Source organism: Mucilaginibacter sp. Mucisp86, assembly GCF_047324315.1.
Lineage (GTDB): Bacteria > Bacteroidota > Bacteroidia > Sphingobacteriales > Sphingobacteriaceae > Mucilaginibacter.
On the sequence record NZ_CP168503.1, the window covers coordinates 2,123,866 to 2,149,368 of the forward strand.

Consider the following 25,503-nt stretch of genomic DNA (forward strand, 5'->3'; position numbering starts at 1 on the left):
AAATAGAAATTGAAGGGAATTTTTTTTAGATGTCAGACATTATTCAGCTTTTACCGGATGCCGTTGCCAACCAGATTGCCGCAGGCGAAGTAGTGCAGCGACCGGCTTCTGCAGTAAAAGAATTGGTTGAAAACGCTATTGATGCAGGTGCAGATAAAATCCAGCTTATTATTAAAGATGCCGGCAAATCACTGATCCAGGTTATTGATAATGGGTGTGGCATGAGCCTTACCGATGCACGCATGTGTTTTGAGCGCCATGCAACTTCAAAAATACGTAAGGCCGATGACCTGTTTGCCATTCGTACCATGGGTTTCAGGGGAGAGGCTATGGCATCTATCGCCGCTATTGCCCAGGTTGAGCTTAAAACCCGCCGCCATGAGGATGAGCTGGGTAGCTGTATAACCATCGAAGGTTCGGAAGTGATAAGCCAGGAACCATGCGCGGCTAATACCGGCACTTCTATCTCCGTAAAAAATCTGTTTTATAACACTCCAGCCCGCCGAAACTTTTTAAAAAGTAACCCGGTAGAGATGCGTCATATTATTGACGAGTTTCAACGTGTGGCATTAGCAAACCCTCAGATATTTTTCACCCTTCATCATGACAGCCAGGAGGTTTATCACCTACCGGGGACTACGCTTAAACAGCGCATTGTACACCTGTTTGGCAATAATTATAACCAGCGGCTTGTTCCGGTTGAAGAAGAGACAACCATCATTAAGCTGCGCGGTTTTGTGGGCAAGCCCGAGTTTGCGCGTAAAACCCGTGGCGAACAGTTCTTTTTTGTAAACAACCGCTTCATCCGCGATTCATATCTTAACCATGCAGTAACTACGGCGTTTGAAGAATTGCTACCGGATGATTGCTTCCCGTTTTATGTACTGTTTATTGATATTGATCCTTCAAAGATCGACATCAACGTGCATCCTACTAAAACAGAGATCAAATACCAGGACGAGAAGGCTATTTACGCCATTATCCGTTCGGCGGTAAAACGATCATTAGGCCGGTATAACATTACGCCAAGTTTAGATTTTGACCAGGAAAACAGCATTGAACACCTCATCACCCCCAAGCCATTTGAAGAGATCATAGCGCCTACCATTTCCTTTAATCCGGATTTTAATCCCTTTGCCAACAAGGAAGAAAAGCCCAGGCAGGAACATCCTTTTTTAAGGGATAGTGGTGGATATAAAAAAGACCCGATACCGCAAAACTGGGATACGCTGTATGAGATCAGCAAAAAAGAAACCCTTTTTCAACATGAGATCCACGAGGAAAAAACCATAGCGATTGATGAACAGGATGTAAGCAAACCAAGTGAGCGCCAACTGTTCCAGATCCATAACCGGTTTATCCTGTCGCCGATAAAATCGGGCTTTATGCTTATTAGCCAGCAGGCTGCGCATGAGCGTATTTTGTACGAACGCTTTTTGCTTCAGCTGCAAAATCATTCGGGGGTAAGCCAGCAAAGTTTATTTCCGCAATCGGTAACACTAAATGGTTCTGATTTTGAGTTATTGAGAGAACTTTTACCTGACATCCGCGCATTAGGATTTGACATCCGCGAGTTTGGGAAAAATACAGTAGTTGTTGAGGGAATCCCGGCCGAACTAAATAACGTAGGTGAACATGAACTGTTAGAACATTTGCTGGAAGGTTTTAAAAACAATCTGGCAATCCTTAAATTAGATAAACGTGATAACCTTGCCCGTTCACTGGCCCGTAACGGCGCTATTAAAACAGGAACAAAATTATCAGTAGAGGAAATGAACCAGCTTATCGACCAGCTTTTTGCCTGTCAATCACCTAACCAGGCATTGAACGGTAAGCCCGTAATCAGTACCTTTACTATGAACGAATTAATGGAACGATTTGAAAAATAGCCTTGGGCTAAATTATATATGAACGGATACAATCAATCACCTTTTGCCAACCTTACACCTGTTGTTAAAAACCTGCTGATTATAAATATTATATGTTTTTTGCCATTTGTACTATTCGGCCAATTTTATGATGCTAAAATAGTACCGCTGTTAGGCGGTTTTTATTTTAATTCGCCTTACTTTAAGCTGTGGCAGCTTATCACCTACATGTTCTTGCATGGTGGTTGGAGCCATATTTTCTTCAATATGTTTGCCCTGTTTTCTTTTGGCCCTATCGTAGAATATGCCATCGGCTCAAAACGTTTCTTTAACCTGTATTTTTTATGCGGGATAGGAGCAATCCTTTTTCAGATAGCGGTGCAGGCCATAGAAGTGCATGGCATAACCGGCAGTTTTACCATTGATCATCCTGCATTGCAATCATCTTATTTAGAATATGGTGCAAATGCGCAGAAACTTTTTGATATTTATGGTACACCTATCGTTGGTGCATCAGGTGCGATATTTGGTTTGTTGATAGCTTTTGGCATGTTATTCCCAAATCTTGAACTGATGATATTGTTTATACCCGTACCTGTTAAGGCAAAATACATTATTCCCGTATATGTGGTGGTGGAATTATTTTTAGGGGTGAAACAATTTTCCGGTGATTCGGTAGCGCACTTTGCACACCTCGGCGGAGCGCTTATCGGGTTTTTATTAGTTAAAATTTGGCGATTACAACGGCCAAACAATTTTTATTAATAACAGTAGTTATCTTTGTAATACAGCTTTATTATGAGCACTCTTTGGCAAAATATCCACTACAAAATGCTGCGCTCCGGCAATAGGCTGAACTTGCTTATCGGCATCAATGTGATTGTTTTTCTGGTAATAAATATTTCGGCAATAGTTGAACAACTGTTAACGCATTTCGGAGGTAGCATCATTTTACTTTACGCCGATAAGTATCTGAATATGCCGGCATACCTGCCCGATTTGCTTAAGCGCTTCTGGACGCCCTTAACCTATATGTTCATGCATGCGGGTGTACTCCATATCCTGTTCAATATGCTTTGGCTTTACTGGATGGGGCAGATCTTTGAGGAGTACCTTGGCAATAAGCGCACTATAGGTTTATATTTAATGGGCGGTATTGCCGGTGCGTTACTATACTTGCTGGCCCTCAATTTGCTTCCTGCATTTACCAGCGCTAATGCGGCGCAGAGCAGCACCATTGTTGGCGCATCGGCCAGCGTAATGGCCATTGTTGTGGCAACTGCTACATTACTGCCCGATTATACAATATCATTAATTTTATTTGGGCCTGTAAAATTAAAATGGTTGGTATTTGTAATCCTTGTTATTGACTTTTTGGGCATAGTTGGCGCAAACGCCGGCGGCGAAATTGCCCACATAGGTGGTGCTTTAATGGGATTTGTGTATATCAAACAGCTGCAAAAGGGACACGATTGGGTTGGCGGTATAGCCAAACTATTTAAATCAAAACCTAAACTGAAAGTTGTTTCAAATAATATGGGTAAAAATGCCTCAGATTATCCACGCCAGGAAGAGATTGACCGCATTTTAGATAAAATATCGCAATCTGGATATAACAGTTTAAGCAAGCAGGAACGGGAAATTTTATCGCGCGCAAGCAAACAGGACTAAATGATTAAAAAAAAGCAAAGTATCTTCAGCAGGGTTTTATTATGGATAAACCTGTTTTTCTGTTTTGCTTTATTGATAGGTTATTTAGCTCCTTCCATTGATCCCCGCAAGTATTGGATATTTGCTTTCTTCGGTCTCGCCTATCCTCCAATACTACTGCTCAATGTAATTATGATGTTGTACTGGCTGCTGCGTAAACGCTGGCAGTTTCTGCTCTCGTTGGTCAGCATTTTACTTGGCTGGGGAGTACTTAATAACAATATCGGTTTCAGGTTTAAATCAAGCTTTTCATTACCTCCCGGGCTCAATGTAGTGCACGTAATGACCTATAATGTGCATAATTTCAAGCATTTTGGGTTCAGCAATGATATCTCGACCAAACATGAGATTCTGTCGCTCATTGACAACGAGCAGCCGGATGTAATAGGCTTCCAGGAGTTTTACACACGCAACAAAGGCCAGTACGAAACACGGGATTCCCTTTGTAAGATTTTAGGTAGCAATAACTTTTATTTTGAGCCTTTCAGCTTTAACAGTCTCGAAGCTATTGGAATGGCTATCTTTTCTAAATACCCCATTATATCAAAGGGAATGATCCGTTTGGCGGCTGACAGAACATCAGGTAATCAGTGTTTATATGCCGATATTAAAAAGGGCGATAAAATTTTCAGGTATTACAATGTACACCTGCAATCTATCAATTTTGATCCGGATGACTATAAATATATCGACAGCGTATCCAAAAAAGGCAAAACAGATATCAAATCAACCAAACGCCTCGGGAGCAAACTGAAAACTGCATTTATGAAAAGGGCCGAGCAGGTTTTTAAAGTAAAAGAGCATGCAGCCCAATGTCCGTACCCATATATTATAGCCGGCGATTTTAATGATACGCCATCATCATTCGCGGTTAACCAAATGGCCAAAGGCTTAAACAATTCATTCCGCGAAAAAGGCTCGGGCTTAGGGCGTACCTATAACGGCGATTTCCCTAATTACCAGATAGATTATATCATGAGCAGCAAGCAATTTTCGGTTTTCAACTACAAGGTAATCGAAAAAAAACTGTCTGATCATTATCCATTACGCAGCGACCTCATATTGAACTAATAAACCATTGCCGTTCCTTTGTAAAAATAAAGCCGAAAGCGGCTGGGCCGTAGCTTGAAATTGAAAAAATCGTAAGTTTGCGCTCATGCAACAAAATTTGTTTGTTTACAACACTTTAACACGTAAAAAAGAATTATTTAAGCCCATTAACGCGCCGCATGTTGGCATGTATGTTTGCGGGCCTACAGTTTATAGCGATGTTCACTTAGGCAACTGCCGTACTTATATATCTTTCGACCTTATATTCAGGTACCTTACAGCCATTGGCTACAAGGTGCGCTACGTGCGCAACGTTACCGATGCCGGCCACCTTGAGGGAGATGCGGGCGACGAGGGCGAAGACAAAATTGCAAAAAAGGCCAAGCTTGCACAGCTTGAGCCAATGGAGATAGTCCAAAAATACACTGTTGGTTTCAGGGATGTAATGAAAGTATTAAACAACCTGCCGCCAAGTATAGAACCTACTGCAACCGGGCATATCATTGAGCAGATAGAAATGGTGAAAGCCATTCTTGAAAAAGGCTATGCCTATGAGGTTGATGGTTCCATTTACTTTGATGTTGAAAAATATAACAAAAGCCAGGACTATGGCATATTAAGTGGCCGTAACCTTGAAGATCTTTTAAATAATACCCGTACACTTGGCGGTCAGCAGGAAAAGCATGGCAAACTTGATTTTGCCCTGTGGATAAAAGCAAAGCCCGAGCACCTGATGAAATGGCCTTCGCCATGGGGCGTGGGCTTCCCGGGCTGGCACCTGGAATGCTCGGCTATGAGCCAGAAGTATCTTGGCAGCCACTTTGATATTCACGGTGGCGGGCTTGATCTTGTGCCAACGCACCATACCAACGAAATTGCTCAAAACGTGGCCTGCTGCGGCACTAACCCGGCAAATTACTGGGTGCATACCAATATGCTTACAGTAAACGGGCAAAAAATGTCAAAATCATTGGGCAACAGCTTTCTTCCGCATGAACTGTTCAGCGGCGAAAATTCTATACTGAACAAAGGCTACAGCCCTATGACGGTAAGGTTCTTCATGCTGCAGGCTCATTACCGCAGCACGCTTGACTTTGGCAACGAAGCCATGGAAGCGTCTGAAAAAGGTTTTAAACGCCTCATGAACGCCTTTGCACTACTTAACGACGGATTAAAAGCCTCTGCTACTACCGAAGTTGAAATTGCACCGTTAATGGAACGCTGCTACGCGGCTATGAACGATGATTTTAACAGCCCTGTTTTAATTGCCGAGTTATTTGAAGCCTCACGCATTATTAATTCAGTATATGATGGCAAAATGAAAATTGATGCTGCTAACCTTGAGCAGTTAACTGCATTGATGAATTTATTTGTGGTTGATGTACTGGGCCTGCAAAATGAACAGGCTGCCAATGATGATTTACCCAAAGTATTAAACTTTATTGTAGATCTGCGCAGCGAAGCAAAATCCAATAAAGATTATGCTACCTCAGATAAGATACGCGACGGTTTATCGCAGATAGGTTTCCAGTTAAAAGACAGTAAGGAAGGCACTACCTGGAGCAAAGCCTGATAACAGTTACCATATTTTAAAGCGAGTTGTAATAGCTGAATAATTTAGCTAATGCAACATCGCTTTTAAAATCAACCTTATTGGCTTTAATATATTCCTGCATTTTATCGGCTTTATCATTTAACGCTGGCAGGATAGTTTTTTGCGATGGTTTGATTTTCGCAATTTTGTTATCGCTGAATAAATAATAACTGTTTGCGGTTATAAAGGTTTTTGTAGCTACCTGCGAGGCAAAGCCGGTAGACTCAAGTATTTTCTTTTTATAGTAGCGCAGCAGCTTTACTTTCCCATCTCCCACCACCTGGTAAAAAGTTTTTGTTGTTTGATCATCTACTGCCGGAAAACCGCTGCTAAATGTAATATCCGTTTGGTCGCTTCCTTCCAGCACAACACCTTTTATTGAAAAACTCTTTACCTGATCAACAAATGCCTGAACCGATGAATCCTGCGGGCTTTTAAATAGTAGTTCATCACCATAAACATTGTAATTTAGTATTGCATTGGCTGTTTTACCGTTAGCGAAATCAACGGTACCCTTCATCCAATTATCGGTAAGCAGCGGATTTCCCTGTATTTCACTGTTGGTTTTAAGATAATAAGGCCGACCGGTGTAATCGGATAAATATTGAGCCTTCGCCTGTATACATAGCAGTAAAAATCCAACTACGCAGAAAAGGTTAAATTTTTTCATGAAAGCAATTTATATTGGTTTAAACAAAAACAGATGCGATTGGTTATGAAGATAATTAATTTTTATTCACTCAGCATAAAGTAAATTCAAATATTTGCGCCTATTTCAGATGATCAAACTCGCTCGCTGCAATTATTCGCCCAGATCTTCGTTTCAGCATAAAGCAAAAAATAATTCTATTGTTAAATTATGTTACTTGCTTAATGCATTTTGACTATTGCGTTTTCCACTTAAAATTTATTACTAAATTGCTCCCTAAAACCCGAATATAAATATGAAGAAAATAATATTAGCTGCTACATTTATTGGTTACAGTGTTTTTGCTCTTGCGCAGGACGCTGTTAATGTAAACAAGGTAGTTAGTGTTGAACAAGCTTTTGATAAGTTAGTTGAACGTAAAGGAATAAAAGAGGGCTTCCTGGCAGTTGCCGATCCCGACGGCATTATTTTTAAGCCCGATGCTGTTAAAATTGTTGACTTTTATAGCAAAATAGATAAACAGGCTGGCAAGCTTAGCTGGGAACCTAAATTTGCGCGTATCTCGGCCAATGGCGACCTGGCATTCACCGCCGGCCCGTACGTATATCAAAATGGCAAAACCGATGATGATAAAGTGTATGGCGATTATGTATCTATCTGGCGTACCAATACCGATGGTAAGCTAAAGCTCCTTATCGACCTTGGTATCCAACACCCCGAAGCCGAAGAAGAAGCCGTTACCGATTTTAAAGAGCCGGATCCGGCGCAGCGTTCAGGCCCAAGCAAAGACCCTTTCGGTGCTAAAAATGTTATTATAGGCACCGACAAAACTTTTAATCATGGCTTAACCTTATCGGCTATGGCCAGCTATAAAGAGTTTTTAAGCCCCGAAGGCCGTTACTATTTCCCGGGCTTTCCGCCAATGACAGGAACCGACGTAGTAATGAAGTTTATTAACAATGAAGCTATAAGCATTACTGCCGAAACAACCGATGGTGGCCGCGCTGCAAGTAACGATCTTGCTTATACCTATGGTCATGCCCGTATTACCAAAGGCAATGTTGTTGGTAACTACAACTATGTAAGGGTTTGGGAAATTGACAAAGCTAAAAGGTGGAATATCCTGCTTGAAATTTTCTCGCCGATTGAGAATGAATAATAATTGTCTGAATCAGAATTTTCAGAATTAGAGAATTTTCAAAATTTTATAATAAACAAAGAGGCCTTGCAAAATTTGCAAGGCCTCTTTGTTATTCTGTTAATCTAAAAATTCTGTAAATTCTGATTCAGACAACTAAAACAACTGCTCGATAATATCAGCTGCAGATAAGCCTTCGGCTTCGGCGTGGTAGCTGCGTACTATACGATGGCTCAAGATAGGTTTAGCCACGGCCTGTACATCTTCAATATCCGGCGAATATTTGCCGCTAAGTACGGCGTGGCATTTGGCACCTAATACCAAAAACTGCGATGCCCTTGGGCCTGCCCCCCAGCTTAACAAACGGTTTATTTGAGGCGTGGCAAACTCACTGTTAGGGCGGGTTTTTGATACCAGCTTAACCGCGTATTCCATCACATTATCAGTAACGGGGATATTACGTACCAATTGCTGAAAATAAATGATCTGCTGGGCATTCAATATTTTATTAACCTCGGTTTTATTAGTGCTCGTGGTATTCTTAACTACTTGTAGCTCCTCTTTAAAAGAAGGATAGCTTAGTGCGACATTAAACATGAACCTATCCAATTGGGCTTCGGGCAACGGGTAGGTGCCTTCCTGCTCAATTGGGTTCTGGGTGGCCAGCACAAAAAATGGCTGGGCAAGTTTATGGGTAATACCGGCTGCCGTAACCGCTTTTTCCTGCATGGCTTCAAGCAGGGCGGCCTGTGTTTTTGGCGGTGTACGGTTTATTTCATCGGCCAGGATAATGTTTGAAAAAACAGGGCCTGGAATAAATTTAAAGTTACGGTCTTCACCTAATATTTCTGAACCGATGATGTCTGACGGCATCAGGTCGGGCGTAAACTGGATTCTTTTAAAATCAAGGTCGAGCACCTGCGATACCGTTTGCACCAGCAACGTTTTGGCAAGACCGGGCACACCAACCAATAAACAATGTCCGTTACTGAAAATAGAGATCAGCACAAATTTGATCACTTCATCCTGGCCTACAATTACTTTACCTATTTCGGCACGAATTTGCTGGTAGGCCCGCTTTAAAGCGTCTGCAGCTTCAACATCAGAACGGTGTTGCATAAAATTATTTAGATGATGATTTGATTTTGGTTTCGGGGATTACCAGTGTAGGATTGGTGTTTACCCATTTCTTCAGCACATCATATTGCTGATACTCCTTATCAATTTTGATGAAAGTTTCCTTGCGGCGTTTTTCAAACCACTGTGATACAGTTTTGTTTACCTTATCATTATAGGCATATTCCTTAAGTTTAGGGAAATCCTGCTCTAAATTAGCTTTATGGGCATTGGTTGCCGATTTAAGCAACAAGATCTTATAGCTTTTTTTGCCATCGGCGCCGGTAAACAAATCAGGCTTTGAAATGCTGCCAACTTTCATGGTATCTGTAATAAGCGCTACTTTAGGGTCAAGTTTATCGGTAGGGATAAATGTTGAACGGCTTTGTACATCTTCTGCATTCAGCATCATACCGCCATTGTATTTGGTATCTTTATCATCTGAATAGTATGCCGCCGCGCTTGAAAAATCAATAGCCATATTTTTATCTTTTACAAGCAGATTATAAATACTATCAGCCTTGGCTTTGGCCCTGTCTAAACTGGCCTGCGTAACTATCGGTGTAACCAGGATATGCCTTACATGCACCTGCTCACCGCGGCGTTCAATTACCTGTAAAAAGTGGAAACCAAAATCGGTTTCAAACACTGGTGAAATCTCGCCAGCCTTTAGCTTAAAGGCATTAGCTGTAAACTCCTTCACAAAAGTGGTACGGTCAGCAAAACCAAGGTCACCACCCTCTGGTGCCGAGCCCGGGTCCTGCGAGTAAAGCCTTGCCAGTGTACCAAAGTCTTCACCTTTTTTTACACGTTGCCTTAACTCTTCGGCTTTAGCTTTATAAAGATCTTTTTCTTCTTTGGTTAACTTAGGCTGAAAAACAATTTCACCAACCTCAACTTCTTTGTTAAATGAAGGCAAGCTGTCTTTAGGGATTCCGTCGTAATATTTTTTAACATCCTGAGGTGTAACGTTCAGTTTTTCGGTAATGTGCTGCTGCATTTTCTGAGCAACCATTTGCTCTTTCAGGTCGGGCCTGATCTCATCTTTGTACTGAATAACCGAGCGGCCTAAAAATGCTTCCAGTTTTTCCTGCCCGCCGGCACGCTGAGTCATTTCACGCATACGGCGGTCAACATTAGCATCAACGTCTTCTTCCTTTACCTCAATACTGTCAATAGCAGCCTGTTGGGCCAGTAGTTTTTGAGTTAACAATGTTTGTAAAATACGGGCCTTAACCGATGGATCGGGCTGATTACCCTGCACCAGGAAATTGGCATATGACAATTCAATATCTGATAGCAATATAGGGCTGCTCCCAACTACTGCTGCAATTTTATCAAGCGTTTTACCGGGTGTGGGTGCAATAACCGAATCGGCTTTAACCAGTTTCTTTGCCGCCGTGTCTGATGCTACCTGTGCCTTTGCAAATGTTATTGTTAAAATAAAACTAAGTACTAATACTCCTAACTTTCTCATGTAACGCTGTTATGCTAAATAAAACGGGATAGTTAACCCGTTAAAAACTACGAATTTCGGTAAAATTTATTAATTATAGCCGAACAAAATTCTCTATAAAATCAGCAGGCTATAATTGTGCTAATATGCCTATAAAGCTTGAGATCGTTTAACTACTTTTGGTTAAAATTTGTTAAAGTGAAAGTTGAGAACCCGGCCGCGTTTCGTTTTTTGTTAGAGGATGAACTTTACCTGCTTAATGCAGATAAAATGTTGTATGATAAAATTGCCGAACCTGAACCTCCCATAGCACAATCACCATCCGCGGTTATTGAAAATACAAAACCCGAACCAGCAACAGCCAGCCCTTCTTTAGCCCCTGAACCTCAACCTGTAATACAAACGCCGGTTGCTGAGTTTAAGTATAAAGGCCAAAACCTAAAGAACTTCCTGGTACTTACACATTATAAAACCGACGAGTTTATAAATGCCGGGCATTTAACAGCACTTGAAAGCATCCTTAAACGTAAGGAGCTTGGCCCGGATGATGTAGCTATATTTAACCTGGCTAATTACAGTGAAACTAAATTTAGCCAGCTGAAGCCATTTTTTAAGCCAACCAAAGTGCTTGTTTTGGGAGGAGACGCACTTCCGCAGGACATCAAAGTGCTTAAACCAAATAAACCGGTAACCTCAAACGGGATCACCGTACTCTACAGTTACTCGTTTGATGAGATGATGAGCAACGTGGAGTATAAAAAAACCTTTTGGGAACTGGTAAAAACATTATAAAGCAAACTCATCATTAAATTACTATGCAGCAATTAGTTTTCGCAACCAATAACCGTCATAAACTTGATGAGGTTTCGGCTAAACTCAATGGGGCTATTCAGCTTTTAACCCTGCACGATATTGGCTGTTTTGATGATATTGAGGAAACAGGCACTACGTTTAAAGCCAATGCCTCTATCAAAAGCCATCACGTTTATGCTGAGTATAAGCTCAACTGCTTCGGCGATGACAGCGGACTGGAAATAGATGCCTTGGATGGGGAACCTGGCGTATACTCGGCCAGGTATGCCGGTGCACATGGCAATCACGCAGCTAACATCAATAAAGTACTTGAAAATTTAAAAGGCGAAACAAACCGCAAAGCCCGCTTCCGCACGGTAATCTCTTTAATCTGGAACGGCGAAGAACACTTTTTTGAAGGTACGGTTGAAGGCACAATCCGGCAAGAGGTGAGTGGTACTGGCGGCTTCGGCTATGATCCAATTTTTGAACCTGAAGGTTATGATATAACTTTTGCCGAAATGAGCATGGCCGAAAAAAATGCTATCAGTCACCGCGCAAAAGCAATGGAACAACTGATCGCATTTTTAAACGAAGCAGGAAAATAAGCAGGGTATCAATTACCGATTAACTTATACTTAAAAGCTCTGTTTTACAGGACTTTCGTTTTTAAATTGCTTTTTATTTTTGTCAGATAAAACGTTTCACCGAATATTAGTCAATATTTAAAAAAATAATGCAACCTTACCTGCATCTATCCCGTAAAATATAGCTATAAGGAGTAACCTATGAACATTATCAAGCAGATCGGTAAAATTTTATCGGCAAGGGACACCAATCCTAAGTTTATTAATAGCCTTAAAAAAGTGCGGGAGGCAGATCTAATTGCCGAATCAATAAACAAAAGGTTAAACGAATTAGAAAAACGTACCCGCCAGCAGGCAGTAAATTTATAATTATGCATTTTGGCAGGATTTATGCTATTTATGCATAAAATATACTGTCATGAAAAAGTTAATTCAAACCTCAATCGCAATCTTTTCGCTTGTTTTGGTCATTTCGGCCTGTTCAACAACTAAAAACACTACTACTACCTCCAATGTATCGCGCGGTAAATTTGTTGGCACCTGGACCTGCAATAATGTAAGTTATGATGGCCTTGTACAAAATGCAGTACAAAGCGTATTTGACCAGGCCCCGCCCGAAGCCTTTGTAGGCAGTACCTGGAAACTCACCAACAGCGGTAATGGTATCTACACGTTAACCAACGGAACATCTCAAACCATATTCTGGTCGGTTTATAATGGCGGTACAACCGGTACTCAATTTCAGTTTAAAAAACTTTACGAAGGTGATAAAGCCAAAAACGTAGCCGAAGGTTACCGCCTGGATATTGCGAACAATGACGGATCAGCAATGACCTTGAAATCGCCGGTTACCGTAGGTAACAGCACCGGATATATTGTTTATTCGTTCACTAAAAACCCATAATTTTAGGTTAAAGGTCAAAGGCGAAAGGTTAAAGGTGCCTTTCTATCTGATATAAAAACAAAAGGCTAAGTTTAAGAAATCTTAAACTTAGCCTTTTTCAATTTATGCTAAAGGCAAAAACCTTTCGCCTTTTACCTTTATCCTTTCACCTTACTACTATCCTTTCACCTTATTCCGCTGGTGCAAATTTCAAACAAACAGGGTTGCCGATATCAACTTTTATACCTGTTTGGTTAAGTTTTCCGGTGTTTTGATCTATCCTGAAAACCCACATATTATCACTGTTTTGGTTTGCCACGATCAGGAAGTTACCTGTTGGGTCGATAGCAAAATCGCGCGGATTTTTACCAAAAGTTGATTGGCGTGCCACAAAGGTAAGCAGGCCTGTCTCCTGATTTACCGAGTAGATATTGATCTCGTTGGTTTCTAAACGGTTTGAAGCGTAAAGAAAACGGCCGTCGGGCGACAGGTGGATAGCTGCACCAGCGGTTTGTCCGCTAAAGCCATCAGGCAGCATCGTGATAGATTGTTTTTGTTTCAACTTACCATTATTGTAATCAAACGCAATTACGTTCGATCCCATTTCAGTTACCAGGTAAACAGTCTTTTTATCGGCCGAAAACTCCAGGTGCCTCGGGCCTTCGCCAGGGGTAACACTAACAAATGCCGGAGTTGCAGGTTCAATGCGGGGATCTTTTGACGGGCGGTAGCGGTAAATATTTATCTTATCTGTACCCAGGTCATTATACAACACATATTTTTCGTCGGGCGTAAAAACTGCCATATGCGCATGGGCCGATTCCTGCCGTTCCTTGTTTACACTATGCCCTCCATCGTGCTCGGTTTGCATCCCGTTTGCTATCGATCCATCTTTATTTAAAGGCATCACTGCAACGTTACCGCTTGAGTAGTTGGCGATAATCAGGTTTTTTTGCGCTTTATCAACCGAGATGTGGCATGGATCGGCACCCAGTGTTGATTGCTTGTTGATAAAAGTCATTTTGCCTGTTTTTGGCTCAAACGAAAACGCGCTTACTTCGCCTTTTGGCAACTCATTAACGGCATAAATAAATTTATTGTTGGCACTTAATGTTAAATACGACGGATTATTAACACCATCAATTTCACTAAGGTAGGCCAGCTTGCCGGTTTCGGCGTAAAAACGGTACACTACAATGCCCTTGCTTTTGCCGGTGGTGTAAGTGCCTACTACAAGATCGAAAGTTTTAGGCCCTGTTTTTTTATTTTGGGCGAATATTAGCGCCGGTGAAAGCATAGCTATGATCAAAAGGAATTTCTTCATGGTTGATAAATGATGGTTATTGCTGTGCAAGATAGTAAAATAGACAAAAAAAATGCCCCGCTGTTTAGCGGAGCATCTTATTATTTCATCAGGTGTTTTAACTGGATCACCTCTTTTTCATCAAGGTAACGCCAGCGGCCACGCGGAAGGTCTTTTTTGGTAAGGTTGGCATAAACCACCCTGTCCAGCTTTACTACTTCATAACCAAGGTGCTCAAACATACGGCGCACAATACGGTTTTTGCCGCTGTGGATCTGGATGCCGATCTCGCGTTTTGAACCTCCGGTAACGTATGATACCGAATCAGGTTTAATAACACCATCTTCCAGCTCAAGGCCGAAAGTTAACTTATTCAAATCGCCCTGGCTTAAACTTTTGCTTAGTTCAACCTGGTATAGTTTGGTGATGCTGTTACGTGGGTGCGAAAGCTTGTCAGCTAAATCGCCATCGTTAGTCATCAATAACAAACCTGTAGTGTTACGGTCAAGGCGGCCAACCGGATAAATACGCTCGCGGGTAGCTTTTTCAACCAGGTGCATTACTGTACGGCGCTCCTGCGGATCATCAGTTGTTGTGATGTAATCTTTTGGTTTATTTAATAATACATAAACCATTTTTTCGCGTTTAAGCGTTTCGCCGTTATATTTAATGGTGTCTTTAAGCGGGTTCACTTTTGTGCCCAGCTCAGTTACCACTTCGCCATTTACTGATACTACACCTGCAGTGATCAATTCATCGGCCTTACGACGTGAACAGATGCCCGCGTTTGATATATATCGGTTTAAACGGATCAGTCCGTCATCCTCTGTTTTGCTTGCCGCTTTTTTACGGCCACGCATGGTTTTAGGAGCATCCTGTTCAGCAGCCCTTTCATGTGGTCTGTGTGGTGGTCTTTCGCCAAATGGTGATTTTTCCTTAAAACCACCTTCACGTTTTTTGAAGCCGCCTTCGGTTCCTCTTGGTACAAACTTACGTTCGCCGCCTGCATCGCCGCCAAAGCTTCTCTTAGGTTTACCTTCAAAGCCTGCTGACGAACGTGTACGCGGAGATGAGTAAGGTTTCTTTTCGCCTTGTGCATCGCTGCCAAAGCTTCTTTTTGGCCTTTCATCATCGCTGGTTGGCCTGCCGCTGTAAGGTTTGCGTGGGGCACTACCAAATGATTTCCTTTCGCCGGTACTGTCTCCGCTAAAGTTTCTTTTCGGCCTGTCGTCGCCACCACTTGTTGGCCTGCCACTATATGGCCTTGACTTGGCGCCTGATCTTTTATCGGTAGATGATGAACTATCCCTAAAATTGCTTTTGGGCTTATCGTCACTGAACCTGTTGCTTTGGAATGTTTTTTCCGGCCTGGAAAATATTTTTTTCTCTCCGTTTGGAGTAGCTTTACCTTTTGGGGTTGATGCTGATTTTTTTGGTCTGTCGTCGGATCTTGAACTCCTTGATGACGACTTTCCGGGTTTGTCGTCGCGACTACCTGCTGGTCTCTTAAATACCATAATTTTTTGTTTAGCGCTTTCGCAGCGTGAGGGTCAAAGTTACGCTTTTTTGCCAATTTTCATCTAAAAAGATCAAAAAAATATCCTCTTGCAAAATCGCCGTTTAAACGCTTTTAAACGCTGTTTTTGAACCGAAAACCGCATCTAAAAAAATCAGCAAAATCCTAAGTATTTGATTATGTGATTCGTATGACATACCTTTGCAGCACATTCTACCAAATGTATGGTTAAATGATAGGACAAGAAATGATTAAAAAACACTTACTTACGTGCTCCGTAACGCTGGTGCTGGTTCTCATTTCCGGACTTAATATTTTCGGTAAAATTGTTACAGAAAAAGCTGCAAAAGCGGCGCCTTTAAGCCACCGAACCTCAGATTTTATTTTTCTTAAAAGCACAAAGGCAGGTGCTTACAACTTTGCCAATGAAGCTTTACCAGTTAATGACGCAAGGGTTACCCGTAAACTTAACAAATCGCTCAGGCAGCATGACTTTAAAAGCGTGCAAAGCAACGTATTGCACCGCAAAGCCGAGTTATGGTTTCCGATTATCGAGCCCATTTTAAAGTTTTATGGTATTCCTGAAGATTTTAAGTACATCCCATTGGTTGAATCGGGCCTTAAATCGGGCACATCACCAAAGGGCGCGTCGGGTTTTTGGCAATTTATGCCGGGTACAGCACGTACCTACGGGCTTAGAGTAGGCCATGGTGTTGATGAGCGAAAAAACCTTCGCAAATCAACCATTGCAGCCTGCAAGTATATCAAAGAACTATACGATGAATTTAACAGCTGGACACTGGCGGCTGCCGCCTACAATAATGGCTCGATCAAATTAGCTCGAGCTATTAACAAGCAAAATGAAGATAACTACTTCCGCATGAAGCTGAACCGCGAAACCGGTTCATACGTTTATAAGCTTATTGCCATGAAAGCGGTTATTGAACAGCCAAAGCAGCACGGGTATGATAATTATTTTTATATCCCGCCTGCATCACAGTTGCTGGCAATTAATTAACAGCAGGTAATCATACTGTAAATTAATTAAAAGATTACATTACGGAGCACTTTGAGGCCGGTTATCCACAGTGGATAACCGGCCTTTTTTGCTTATATTTGTAGCAAAACATTGATGGTTTAAGCCAAAAATCTTAGGAAAGCAGCATTTTGTAAAAAACTGGTAACTATAATAATTAGCTTCAAACAATGTCAATAAATCCATATTAATAAAGTATGAGTACAAAACCTCTTGTTGACCTGGGCGAGCAAAGTGAAGTTGAAGTTTATGGTGCCCGGGTGCATAACCTGAAAAATATAGATGTTTCGTTTCCGCGCAACCAGCTGGTAGTAATTACAGGATTGAGCGGCAGCGGCAAATCATCCCTTGCATTTGATACTATTTACGCCGAAGGCCAGCGCCGTTATATGGAAACATTTTCGGCCTACTCGCGCCAGTTTATGGGTGGCATGGAACGACCGGACGTGGATAAGGTATCCGGATTGAGCCCGGTTATTGCCATTGAGCAAAAAACTACCAGCAAAAATCCACGCTCGACCGTAGGTACCATTACCGAGATCTACGATTTTATGCGATTGCTGTTCGCCCGGGCGGGTGATGCCTATTCTTACACCACCGGTGAAAAGATGGAACGCATGAGCGAAGATCAGATCTTGAAAACCATCAGCGAAAAATTTGACGGGCAGCCGGTTAATATCCTGGCCCCGGTGGTTAAGGCCCGTAAAGGCCACTACCGCGAATTATTTGAATCTATCCGCAAGCAGGGCTTCTTAAAGGTTTGGGTTGATGGCGCCATAGCCGATGTTGAACCCAAAATGCAGGTGGACCGTTACAAAATTCACGATATTGATATCGTGGTTGACCGCCTGGTGGTAAGCGAAAAAGATAGCAAACGCCTATACACCTCTGTTCAGCAGGCTTTAAAAATTGCCAAGGGCATCATCCGTATTGCCGATAAGGACAATAATGTATCCTATTATAGTAAATACCTGATGGACCCGGTTTCGGGTATCTCGTATGATGAGCCGCAGCCAAATACCTTTTCGTTCAACTCTCCTTACGGGGCCTGCGAAAAGTGTAACGGGCTGGGCTATATTTTTGAGGTTGATGAAGCTTCGGTAATCCCTAACCCAAAACTCAGCATCATGAATGGCGGTTTAGCGCCTATTGGCGAATACCGCGAAACATGGATCTTCCAGGTGTTGAAATCCCTGGCGAAAAAATATGAGTTTTCGTTGTCAACTCCTATCGAAAAACTGAACCGTGATCAGCTGGACATGATCCTGAACGGCGCACCAGAAACATTAAGCGTTGCCGTTGAATATAATAAATGGAACGTTCAAAGCTACCAGATCACGTTTGAAGGGATCATCCGTATGCTGGAAGAACAGCAGGAACGCCGAAACGACGAAGGTGTGGATGATATGGAGAACTATCGCGTACTCCGTACCTGCCCGGTTTGCGAAGGCGCGAGGCTTAAAAAAGAGTCGTTGCATTTTAAAGTAGATGGTAAAAATATATTTGAACTGGCTTGCATGGATATCAACCATCTGCAGGAATGGTTTGATGGACTGGAAGACCGCCTTAACGAACGTCAGAATGTAATAGCCAAAGAGATCCTGAAAGAGATCCGCGCACGGATCGTGTTTTTGCTTGATGTTGGTCTGAGCTATTTAACGCTCGACCGTACAGCCAAAACCCTTTCGGGCGGCGAAGCACAGCGCATCAGGCTGGCTACGCAAATTGGTTCGCAACTGATGAATGTGATGTACATTCTGGATGAGCCAAGCATCGGTCTGCACCAGCGGGATAACGAACGCTTGATCAACGCACTTAAAAACCTGCGCGATTTGGGTAACACCGTACTGGTTGTTGAACACGATAAGGATATGATACTGGAAGCCGACCATGTAATTGACATGGGCCCGGCAGCAGGTGTACATGGCGGCCAGGTTGTTGCCGAAGGTACTCCAGCCCAGTTAATGGAAAAGCATACGCTTACCACATCATATATTAATGGCGAACGTGAAATTGCGGTACCTAAAAAACGCCGCGAAGGCAATGGCAAAACCCTGAGCCTGAAAAAAGCAACCGGCCACAACCTTAAAAAAGTATCGGTTGATTTTCCGTTAGGTAAGCTGATAGGCATAACCGGTGTATCGGGCAGTGGTAAATCAAGCCTGATCACCGAAACATTATATCCCATTCTCAACCATCATTTTTTTAGGGCGAAGAAACAACCGTTGCCTTATGAAAAAATCGAAGGTCTGGAGCATATTGATAAAGTAATTGAGATAGATCAAACGCCTATCGGTCGTACGCCGCGCTCAAATCCCGCTACTTATACCGGGGTGTTTTCAGATATCCGCAATTTGTTTGTGGCATTGCCCGAGTCAAGGATCAGGGGGTATAAACCCGGTCGTTTCTCGTTCAATGTAAAAGGCGGCCGTTGCGAAACTTGCCAGGGCGCAGGTATGAAGGTAATTGAAATGAACTTTTTACCCGATGTGCAGGTTCCATGCGAAGAATGTGGCGGCAGACGCTACAACCGCGAAACACTGGAAGTACGTTACCGTGGCAAATCCATCAGCGATGTGCTGGATATGAGCATTGAAGATGCTACGCCATTTTTTGAGCACATTCCGTCTATCTACCGTAAAGTAAAAACGCTGAACGATGTAGGTTTAGGTTATATTACTTTAGGGCAGGCTTCAACCACCTTATCAGGCGGTGAAGCACAGCGTGTTAAACTGGCTACCGAATTATCTAAAAAAGACACCGGCAACACTTTTTATATATTGGATGAGCCAACCACCGGTTTGCATTTTGAAGATATCAATGTGCTGTTAGGCGTACTTAACCAATTGGTTGATAAAGGCAACACTGTTTTGGTAATTGAACACAACCTTGATGTTATTAAGGTGGTCGATCACGTAATCGACCTTGGCCCTGAGGGTGGCTCTGGCGGCGGTAATATCCTGTTCTCCGGTACTCCCGAAGGTTTGTGTAAAGTGAAGAACAGCTTTACCGGCAAGTTTTTAAAAAAGGAAATGGGGTTGTAATAGCTATCCAAAACTTACGAAGTTTTAAAAACTTCGTAAGTTTGAAATATCACGAAACCACAATCATGAGCTATTTAGAAAAAATACAACAGATTGACAGTCTCCAGGCTGCCATACAGGCTCATGGCCCTATTCCGCAGGAACTTCTTAAGAAAATCAATTATAAATTACGCCTTGAATGGAACTATACTTCCAACAGCATGGAGGGTAACAGCCTTACCAAACGCGAAACGCGTACAGTAATGGTCGGTGTAATTAATGTGCAGGACAAACCTCTTAAAGACGTAATAGAGATCCGCAATCATGATAAAGTGATCAGTATGATCATGAAAATGGGGAAAGGTGAACTTAATGTTTCAGAAAGCAGGGTAAAGGAAATACATAAGAATATTATGTATGAAGAAGACCCTGAAAAGCTAAAATATGTTGACCAATGGAAAAACGTAGATAACTACATGATCAACTTTGAAGGCGAACGTTACGATTTTGTTCCGCATACTGAAGTTAGCGAAAGGATGCACCAGTTGGTCAATTGGCTTAATGCGGAAAAAGAAAAATTAGAGCGATCAAAACTCGATGCGATACATCCAATTGTTCTGGCGCTTAGATTTCATATCGATTATCTTACCATTCATCCGTTTTACGATGGCAACGGTCGTACAGCCCGGATCCTTTCCAATTTGATATTAATATCCTATGGTTTTCCTCCTTTTTATATTAATGATCATGAAAAGCAAAATTACTATAGATACCTCACGGATATTCAAAGCAATGGCGGTGAGCCAGATCTGTTTTATGAGTTTATGGCGGGGTTGATATTGCGATCGTTACAGATTACTTCTGATGCTATTGATGGTAAGGAAACTGGTGAAGATTAATCAAGACAATCAACAATATTTAACAGCATATACCTAATCGGATATGCTGTTTTTGTTTTATATCTTTAGTAGATGGAAGCAATAACGATTAAACATTTTAAAAAGAATATAAAATCGTATTTTGATAAGGTCTGTGCAGATCGCACGCCGCTTGTGGTTACGGATATCTTGCACGGTGATATTGTAATCTTATCGAAGGCTGAATATGACAGCATGGAAAACACTTTTTATATTCTTAAAAGCCCGGGAAATGCTGCCAGGCTACTACAAGGCACTGAGGAATATAAACAAAGCAAGTAAGTTCCAAATCTCCATTCCATTCCTTAGCTTTATCTTTTAATCAAAACCCTCATGAAAAAAATATTACTCATGCTATTTATAGCAGGTGCATTTACGGCCTGCAATCAGCCTAAATCAACCGATACCGGCAGCAGCAGTATCCCGGCCAATAAGGACCTGGCCAAAGTTTTTGAAGATTATTTCCAGGACGGCTTAAAGCTTTACCCACTTAATGCCACTTACATTGGCGACAGGCGCTACAACGACCTTCTCCCCAATGATGGCTCGGCTGAGTTTTTGAAAAAGGCGTATGATTATAACTCGGTTTATCTGTCAAAAGTGAAAAACTTTGAAAGGGCGGAACTAAATACAGACGATCAGCTATCTTATGATATTTTCACTTACGAAGTACAACTGGCACTTGATAACTTTAAATATCATTTTGAGTACATGCCTTTCAACCAGTTTTATGCCTTGCCAATTACCATGGGTCAATTGGGCTCGGGGTCTGGCGCACAGCCTTTTAAAACCGTTGTTGATTATAACGATTGGCTGAAACGCTTATCAGCTTTCCAGATTTGGGCAGATACTGCTATCTCCAATTTTAACAAAGGCATCAAAGCGGGCGTGGTATTGCCAAAATCACTGGTTGTTAAAATGATTCCCGAAATGCAGGACCTGGTATCAAAGAATGTAGAAAAAAGCCTCTTCTACGGACCAGTTACCAACATGCCGAAAGACTTTTCAGAAGCCGATAAAAAACAACTGACCGAAGCCTATAAAAAAGCTATCACTGATATAGTTAACCCAACATACCAAAAGCTGGCCGATTACCTGAAAAACCAATACCTGCCTCATGCACGTGCTACCTCAGGATTTTCATCACTGCCGGATGGTGCCGCTAAATATACTTACTTAGTAAAACAGCAAACCACCACCGATAAAACTCCTGAAGAAATTTACCAGTTAGGCTTGAAAGAAGTTGCCCGCATTCGCGGATTAATGGATAGCATTAAAACCAGTGTAGGCTTTAAAGGCGACCTGAAGGCGTTTTTTGAATACATGAAAAACGACCCGAAGTTTACGCCTTACAAAACACCTAAAGATGTGCTTGATGCATTTGAAAATATCCACAAACGCATGGAGCCCAACCTGAAGAAAATGTTTAACCATGTGCCTAAAACGCCGTTCGAGATCAGGCAAACAGAAGCTTTTCGTGCGGCATCGGCCAGTGCGGAGTATAACCAGGGCTCGGCAGATGGTACCCGTCCGGGGATATTTTATGTGCCGATATTAGATGCTACCAAGTTCAATACTACATCGGGCATGGAGTCGTTGTTTTTGCATGAAGCTATTACTGGTCACCATTACCAGATTTCATTAACGCAGGAAAATACATCATTGCCGAAATTCCGCCGGTTTGATGGCGGTGAAACTGCTTACGTAGAAGGTTGGGCGCTGTATTGCGAATCATTAGGTAAAGAACTGGGCTTATACACCGATCCATACCAGCACATGGGTGCCTTAGGCGATGAAATTCACCGCGCCATCCGTTTGGTAGTTGATGTTGCCATCCACACCAAAGGTATGACCCGCGAGCAGGCTATTAAGTATATGATGGATAACGAAGCCATTAGCGAACAGGGGGCAACCGCCGAAATTGAACGCTATATGGCTATCCCAGGTCAGGCGTTGAGCTATAAAATAGGTGCGCTTAAAATCCGTGAACTGCGGACCAAGTATGAAAAACAATTAGGCAGCAAATTCAATATTGCCGAATTCCATAATCAGGTATTAAAAGACGGCGCAATGCCAATGGCTGTTTTTGAGGCTAAAATGGACGCCTGGGCTGCGAAGCGGTAGTATTTGATAATATTAAATTTAGTATAGAAGCCGGGGATGAATAAACCTCATTTCAAACTATCAACGGTAATAGCCATCTTGATGCCCTTGTTGATTTTTCTTGCCGTTTTACGATCTGAGTATTTTGATATTTATTTGTTATCGTTGAATGGGAGAGTTAGTAACATTAGAATTGATATAAAAGAATCAATGTATATTACTGTAACTGGAGAAGAACACATACTTTACCATGATTGGCCGAAGTTTCAGAGGAATGTTAAAGCTGGAGATTCAGTATATAAACAGCCGAAGAGTTATGATATTCTTCTTGTAAAGAAGAATGGGATGAAATTTCTCTGTCCACGTGAAGATAAATAGGTGCCTTTAAAGACTTACGAAGTTTTAAAAACTTCGTAAGTCTTAGTCGCTTTGTCATACTCCCTTCAGGCCTTGGCCTTTATTTAGAATGATAATGGGCTATGCCATCTTAACATTCATTGAGGATGAGCTATTTTAACTGCCTTGAGCGGCGTACTTAGTAATTAACGCGGCCGTTTTAGCTGATGCTCCGGGCTGTCCCATCCTCACATCAAGCTCATCATAATTATCAAGCATTGTTTGGCGGTAGCTGGTGTTGTCGATCAGCAGATTTAACTCTTCAGCAATTTTGTTGGCAGTACACTCTTCCTGTATCAGCTCTTTAACTACTGCTTTGTCCATAATCAGGTTTACCAGCGAAATAAATTTGAGTTTCACCAGCATGCGGGCTATAGCAATAGTTAATTTTCCCCCTTTGTAAACTACTACCTGCGGTACATTAAATAAGGCGGTTTCAAGCGTTGCTGTGCCTGAAGCTACAATAGCGGCCTGCGCATGATTTAGCAGATCGTAAGTTGCGTTGAATACAACAGGGATCTTTGCGCCATTTAAATAAGGAGTATAGTAATCGGCCTGAAAAGCCGGAGCCCCGGCAATCACAAACTGATATTCTGGAAAATTAGCCGATGCTTCAATCATATCAGGCAGTAACCTGCTAATTTCCTGTTTACGGCTGCCGGGCAGTAACGCAATAATTTTTTTGCCGGTAAGATTATTTTTCTGAAGAAAGCTTGGATCTGCTTTAAACGCCGAAACGGCATCAAGCAGCGGATTACCTACATAATCAACATCCATTCCCCATTCTTTGTAAAATGCAACCTCAAATGGCAGGATACAAAACAGATGGTCAACAATGCGTTTGATCTTAAGCACCCGCTTTTGATTCCATGCCCAAACCTTTGGCGATATATAATAGCAAACCAAAAAGCCTTGCGTCTTAGCGTACTCCGCTATTTTAAGGTTAAAGCCCGGAAAATCTATCAGGATCAATACGTCAGGTTGGTAGGCCGAAATATCCTGCTTGCATGATTTCATGTTTTTAAGAATGGTTTGCAGGTTAGCTACCACTTCCACAAAGCCCATAAAGGCCATATCGGCATAATGCTTTACCAGTGTGCCGCCCTCGGCCTGCATCAGGTCGCCACCAAAAAACCTGAAATCAGCCTGATGGTCGAGCGCTTTCAGGGCTTTCATCAAATTAGCTCCGTGCAAATCGCCCGAGGCCTCGCCGGCTACCAGGTAGTATTTCATTATAAGGATTGCAGTTTAAAAATGAAAATGGCCAGCATAAACAAAAGTGAGATCATGGCAATACCGTTCCCCGTTTTCTCGGCGCCTTTACCATAAAAGTAACGGATGATAAACAGGTTGATGGCAAAAGCGACAAAATAGGGAATGCCCGGCTTGTGCATGAAAACAAACTTGTTTTTAAGCAAAAATCCAAAAACAAACAGGCTGATACCCGGCAGTATAGCACCAATAAGCAAGCCTGCAGATATGTCATTCTTCTTTAACATAGTTACACGTTAAATTTCCAGTTGTTTAAGTATGGGATAACGTGATGGGCAGTCATATCAAACTGCACTGGTACAACCGAAGCATAACCTTGTTCCAAAGCCCAAACATCCGTATCCTCACCACCATCATTTAGCTGAAACACACCGGTAAGCCAATAATATGGCCTTTTGTGCGGATCAACACGTTCGTCAAATTCTTCGGCCCATTTGGCAGCTGCCTGCCTGCAAATTTTAATACCTTTAATATGTTTTGTATTAGGGAAGTTTACGTTCAACAAACTGGCCTGAGGTAAACCATTGGCCAAAACCTGCAAGGCAAGTTCTTTTACAAACTTAATGCAAGGCTCAAAATCGGCCTGCAAGGTATAGTCATCCAAAGAAAAGCCTATTGATGGAATACCTTCGATAGCACCCTCAACCGCTGCCGACATGGTGCCTGAATACAGCACATTGATAGAGTTATTTAAACCATGATTGATGCCGGATACACAAAGATCGGGCTTTTGTCCTTTGAAAATCTTGTTAACAGCCAGCTTCACACAATCAACCGGGGTACCCGAACAGCGGTACATTTCAATACCTTCATAAATATCAACCGGGTCAAGTCGTAAAGGTTTGCCAATGGTAATGGCATGTCCCATGCCCGATTGCGGGCTATCCGGCGCAACTACTACAACGCGGCCAATTTCGGCCATGGCATCCATCAGGGCTTTAATTCCCGGCGCGGTAATGCCATCGTCATTTACAACAAGTATGGTTGGTTTGGTAACTTTCATTAGGCAAAGTTAACAATCCTCAACAATGTAGCTGGGGATAATAGTTTCGACGGAATTAATAATCGTTGGAATGAAGTTGTTTTTGATTAAA

At 42.1% G+C, this 25,503-nt stretch carries 23 protein-coding genes; 15 read left to right on the top strand and 8 right to left on the bottom strand.

Going from position 1 to position 25,503, the window contains the following annotated elements; all coding sequences use genetic code 11:
• The first annotated feature begins 29 nt into the window (after window positions 1-29).
• The 5 genes from mutL to cysS all read left to right on the top strand — a co-directional run bounded on the left by mutL (window position 30) and on the right by cysS (window position 6,201).
• Complete coding sequence (mutL, locus tag ACEN9X_RS08860; RefSeq protein WP_413670025.1) at window positions 30-1,889, top strand: DNA mismatch repair endonuclease MutL; 1,860 nt, start codon at window positions 30-32, stop codon at window positions 1,887-1,889.
• 18 nt (window positions 1,890-1,907) lie between these two features.
• On the top strand, window positions 1,908-2,633 hold the full coding sequence (locus ACEN9X_RS08865) for a rhomboid family intramembrane serine protease (RefSeq protein WP_413670026.1): 726 nt from the start codon (window positions 1,908-1,910) through the stop codon (window positions 2,631-2,633).
• A gap of 33 nt (window positions 2,634-2,666) precedes the next feature.
• Window positions 2,667-3,539: a rhomboid family intramembrane serine protease gene (locus ACEN9X_RS08870; RefSeq protein WP_413670027.1), complete on the top strand. Its 873-nt coding sequence runs from the start codon at window positions 2,667-2,669 to the stop codon at window positions 3,537-3,539.
• A complete protein-coding gene (locus tag ACEN9X_RS08875; protein WP_413670028.1) occupies window positions 3,540-4,649 on the top strand; it encodes an endonuclease/exonuclease/phosphatase family protein in 1,110 nt (369 codons plus the stop codon).
• An 85-nt stretch (window positions 4,650-4,734) separates the two neighbouring features.
• The gene (gene cysS, locus ACEN9X_RS08880) at window positions 4,735-6,201 is read left to right on the top strand and encodes a cysteine--tRNA ligase (RefSeq protein ID WP_413670029.1); all 1,467 of its coding nucleotides are present in this window, start codon (window positions 4,735-4,737) and stop codon (window positions 6,199-6,201) included.
• 16 nt (window positions 6,202-6,217) lie between these two features.
• On the opposite strand, the gene ACEN9X_RS08885 is transcribed toward cysS, so the two are convergent.
• Window positions 6,218-6,892, bottom strand: a complete 675-nt coding sequence (locus ACEN9X_RS08885; protein ID WP_413670030.1) for a hypothetical protein — start codon at window positions 6,890-6,892, stop codon at window positions 6,218-6,220.
• 274 nt (window positions 6,893-7,166) lie between these two features.
• Here ACEN9X_RS08885 and ACEN9X_RS08890 point away from each other — a divergent pair, with 274 nt between their 5' ends.
• Entirely contained in the window at window positions 7,167-8,030 is an 864-nt protein-coding gene (locus tag ACEN9X_RS08890; protein WP_413670031.1) for a hypothetical protein, read from the top strand.
• A gap of 135 nt (window positions 8,031-8,165) precedes the next feature.
• Here ACEN9X_RS08890 and ACEN9X_RS08895 read toward each other — a convergent pair whose 3' ends face one another.
• Window positions 8,166-9,128 carry an AAA family ATPase gene (locus ACEN9X_RS08895; RefSeq protein ID WP_413670032.1) on the bottom strand — a complete coding sequence of 321 codons (963 nt, stop codon included), beginning with the start codon at window positions 9,126-9,128 and terminating at the stop codon, window positions 8,166-8,168.
• Between the two features lie 4 nt (window positions 9,129-9,132).
• A complete protein-coding gene (locus ACEN9X_RS08900; RefSeq protein ID WP_413670033.1) occupies window positions 9,133-10,602 on the bottom strand; it encodes a peptidylprolyl isomerase in 1,470 nt (489 codons plus the stop codon).
• A gap of 177 nt (window positions 10,603-10,779) precedes the next feature.
• Between ACEN9X_RS08900 and ACEN9X_RS08905 the strand changes: the two genes are divergently transcribed.
• The 4 genes from ACEN9X_RS08905 to ACEN9X_RS08920 all read left to right on the top strand — a co-directional run bounded on the left by ACEN9X_RS08905 (window position 10,780) and on the right by ACEN9X_RS08920 (window position 12,864).
• Complete coding sequence (locus ACEN9X_RS08905) at window positions 10,780-11,373, top strand: hypothetical protein (RefSeq protein ID WP_413670034.1); 594 nt, start codon at window positions 10,780-10,782, stop codon at window positions 11,371-11,373.
• A 23-nt stretch (window positions 11,374-11,396) separates the two neighbouring features.
• A complete protein-coding gene (locus ACEN9X_RS08910; RefSeq protein ID WP_413670035.1) occupies window positions 11,397-11,981 on the top strand; it encodes a non-canonical purine NTP diphosphatase in 585 nt (194 codons plus the stop codon).
• Window positions 11,982-12,161: 180 nt separating this feature from the next.
• Window positions 12,162-12,329 carry a hypothetical protein gene (locus ACEN9X_RS08915; protein WP_413670036.1) on the top strand — a complete coding sequence of 56 codons (168 nt, stop codon included), beginning with the start codon at window positions 12,162-12,164 and terminating at the stop codon, window positions 12,327-12,329.
• Window positions 12,330-12,378: 49 nt separating this feature from the next.
• Window positions 12,379-12,864 (top strand): hypothetical protein, encoded by a 486-nt coding sequence (locus tag ACEN9X_RS08920; protein ID WP_413670037.1) that lies wholly within the window; start codon window positions 12,379-12,381, stop codon window positions 12,862-12,864.
• 169 nt (window positions 12,865-13,033) lie between these two features.
• On the opposite strand, the gene ACEN9X_RS08925 is transcribed toward ACEN9X_RS08920, so the two are convergent.
• A complete protein-coding gene (locus ACEN9X_RS08925) occupies window positions 13,034-14,167 on the bottom strand; it encodes a lactonase family protein (protein WP_413670038.1) in 1,134 nt (377 codons plus the stop codon).
• Window positions 14,168-14,247: 80 nt separating this feature from the next.
• Complete coding sequence (locus ACEN9X_RS08930) at window positions 14,248-15,663, bottom strand: pseudouridine synthase (RefSeq protein ID WP_413670039.1); 1,416 nt, start codon at window positions 15,661-15,663, stop codon at window positions 14,248-14,250.
• Window positions 15,664-15,909: 246 nt separating this feature from the next.
• Here ACEN9X_RS08930 and ACEN9X_RS08935 point away from each other — a divergent pair, with 246 nt between their 5' ends.
• The 5 genes from ACEN9X_RS08935 to ACEN9X_RS08955 all read left to right on the top strand — a co-directional run bounded on the left by ACEN9X_RS08935 (window position 15,910) and on the right by ACEN9X_RS08955 (window position 22,762).
• Window positions 15,910-16,680 carry a lytic transglycosylase domain-containing protein gene (locus ACEN9X_RS08935; protein WP_413670040.1) on the top strand — a complete coding sequence of 257 codons (771 nt, stop codon included), beginning with the start codon at window positions 15,910-15,912 and terminating at the stop codon, window positions 16,678-16,680.
• 215 nt (window positions 16,681-16,895) lie between these two features.
• On the top strand, window positions 16,896-19,742 hold the full coding sequence (gene uvrA, locus ACEN9X_RS08940) for an excinuclease ABC subunit UvrA (RefSeq protein WP_413670041.1): 2,847 nt from the start codon (window positions 16,896-16,898) through the stop codon (window positions 19,740-19,742).
• A 65-nt stretch (window positions 19,743-19,807) separates the two neighbouring features.
• Complete coding sequence (locus ACEN9X_RS08945) at window positions 19,808-20,620, top strand: Fic family protein (protein ID WP_413670042.1); 813 nt, start codon at window positions 19,808-19,810, stop codon at window positions 20,618-20,620.
• Window positions 20,621-20,692: 72 nt separating this feature from the next.
• Window positions 20,693-20,920: a type II toxin-antitoxin system Phd/YefM family antitoxin gene (locus tag ACEN9X_RS08950; protein WP_413670043.1), complete on the top strand. Its 228-nt coding sequence runs from the start codon at window positions 20,693-20,695 to the stop codon at window positions 20,918-20,920.
• Window positions 20,921-20,971: 51 nt separating this feature from the next.
• The gene (locus ACEN9X_RS08955; protein ID WP_413670044.1) at window positions 20,972-22,762 is read left to right on the top strand and encodes a DUF885 domain-containing protein; all 1,791 of its coding nucleotides are present in this window, start codon (window positions 20,972-20,974) and stop codon (window positions 22,760-22,762) included.
• A gap of 492 nt (window positions 22,763-23,254) precedes the next feature.
• Here the strand turns inward: ACEN9X_RS08955 and lpxB are convergent, their stop codons facing one another.
• The 3 genes from lpxB to surE are packed head-to-tail and all read right to left on the bottom strand — an operon-like array spanning window position 23,255 to window position 25,412.
• Complete coding sequence (gene lpxB / locus ACEN9X_RS08960; protein WP_413670045.1) at window positions 23,255-24,370, bottom strand: lipid-A-disaccharide synthase; 1,116 nt, start codon at window positions 24,368-24,370, stop codon at window positions 23,255-23,257.
• Window positions 24,370-24,636, bottom strand: coding sequence for a hypothetical protein (locus tag ACEN9X_RS08965; RefSeq protein WP_413670046.1), 267 nt, complete (start codon window positions 24,634-24,636; stop codon window positions 24,370-24,372). Before ACEN9X_RS08965 ends, lpxB begins: the two co-directional genes overlap by 1 nt.
• Window positions 24,637-24,638: 2 nt before the next feature.
• Window positions 24,639-25,412, bottom strand: a complete 774-nt coding sequence (surE, locus tag ACEN9X_RS08970) for a 5'/3'-nucleotidase SurE (protein WP_413670047.1) — start codon at window positions 25,410-25,412, stop codon at window positions 24,639-24,641.
• Window positions 25,413-25,503 lie beyond the last annotated feature (91 nt).